The organism is Komagataeibacter intermedius TF2 (genome assembly GCF_000964425.1).
GTDB lineage: Bacteria > Pseudomonadota > Alphaproteobacteria > Acetobacterales > Acetobacteraceae > Komagataeibacter > Komagataeibacter intermedius.
Map to the genome: position 1 here is coordinate 1 of NZ_BANF01000195.1, position 1,589 is coordinate 1,589.

The window sequence follows — 1,589 nt, forward strand, 5'->3', positions numbered from 1 at the left end:
CTGAATCAAAATTCCCTACACAAATCAATGGGTCCGGAGCCTAAAGCCGGGAGATGTAGCGATTATTCAGCCTATTAAAGACCATCCGTATGGACATATGTGCATGTTTGACGGCAGGATATGGATATCAGATTTTAGGCAGTATCGCGGTTTTTATCTTGGACTGGATTATAGAAATGAGAAACCACCTTATAAATTTTATAGACATCCGTAAAAGTAAGTTAAAATGTCTTTTTTTTATCCTGTTACTGTTCCCATCGAGGGTTTTTTCTCAACCCCTAACGCCAGATCATAATGTTCTGGAATTTTATAAGTGGTATGTCATGGCCACAGATCGGCAGACTGAAGAGAATTATAATTCCATAGATGGAAATGAAATAAAAAACTATATTTCACATTCTTTATTAAGAAAAATCAAGCGAGCATTACATAATGGGACTTATGATAGATTGGCAGAAGACGCGGATTATTTTCTACACACACAGGATTCTGATGTAAAAGATATCCCGTTTATTCATAGTAAATTGATCAAAGAATACGGAAAAAATGCGCTTGTTTTAATCGAAATGGGCAGTGCAAATAAAAATGACAATGTTGTTTCCCTATGTGTCCGCCTGAAACGTGAAAAGGAGGGGTGGAAAATATATCAGGTAGATTCATTTGCGATACGTCATCCGCTACCAAATTGCCGCTCCAGTCCTCCATAATTCAGTTCTAATATTTTCTGTTTCATATAATATCAATTTCTATAATATTTATATTATTTCCCATGGGGCTGGCATAGGTAAGCATTGTTGACGACGGTTCACGCGGGCAGTTTAGCCCATTGAGTGAGGATTTTCAGGAGTTTTGCAGGTGAGCGGATGTTGAAACGCCACTCGCACTCGGCCAGGAAGAGATGGAAGTCTTTACGTGGTATTCCATTGTATCGCCGCAGATGCCGCTTCGCCTGGCTCCAGAAATTCTCGATGCCGTTGATATGGTTTCTACCCAGGGCAAGATGCCTGCTGTGATCAATGCGTTCGTGATGGAATTCCGAGACATCCAGCTTGTCGTAAGCGTGCCAGGAATCGCTGTAAACAATTGAATCGGGCTATACTTTCTTTCGAATGATCGACATCAGCGTCTGATGTCCGGCATTGGGGATCATGACGGCATGGACACGGCCATGCCGTTTCAGCAGGCCGAAGACGGCCACTTTCCCGGCAGCACCCCGACCTCGTTTTCCTTTGCGATGTCCACCGAAATAGCTCTCATCGACTTCGATTTCCCCCGAGACCGGCGCCTCATGAGCAATCTGTTCTGCGATGATCTCTCGTAATTTCCGGTAATACAGGGTCGCTGTATTACGATTGACGCCTACAAGTTCGGCGGCGCTCCGGGCGGGCGTGCCCGCAACGAAGTGCTCCAGAAGGCGCTTTTGGATGCTGGCAGGCAGCCGACTGCGACGACGTGCTTTCATGCGACATATCAAGCCTTTATTCGCTTACCTATGCCAGCCCCTTTCCCATTTGGGGATATTTGTCATGCAGGAATCGGACGCGCAGCTTCCCCCCCCCCCCGCTGTTGTCTATCTGGCAGGTCAAGCT

At 45.5% G+C, this 1,589-nt stretch carries 1 protein-coding gene and 1 pseudogene; one reads left to right on the forward strand and one right to left on the reverse strand.

The genetic code is table 11. From position 1 onward, the window contains the following. The first annotated feature begins 176 nt into the window (after positions 1-176). The gene (locus B7449_RS15945; protein ID WP_082084916.1) at positions 177-707 is read left to right on the forward strand and encodes a DUF3828 domain-containing protein; all 531 of its coding nucleotides are present in this window, start codon (positions 177-179) and stop codon (positions 705-707) included. Between the two features lie 98 nt (positions 708-805). Here B7449_RS15945 and B7449_RS15950 read toward each other — a convergent pair. Then, a pseudogene (locus B7449_RS15950) lies at positions 806-1,462 on the reverse strand (IS1595 family transposase). Between the last annotated feature and the right edge of the window lie 127 nt (positions 1,463-1,589).

Bases quoted from the DNA above. Each gene is read 5' to 3' on its own strand.
- B7449_RS15945 (WP_082084916.1), top strand. From the start codon at position 177: ATGAGAAACCACCTTATAAATTTTATAGACATCCGTAAAAGTAAGTTA.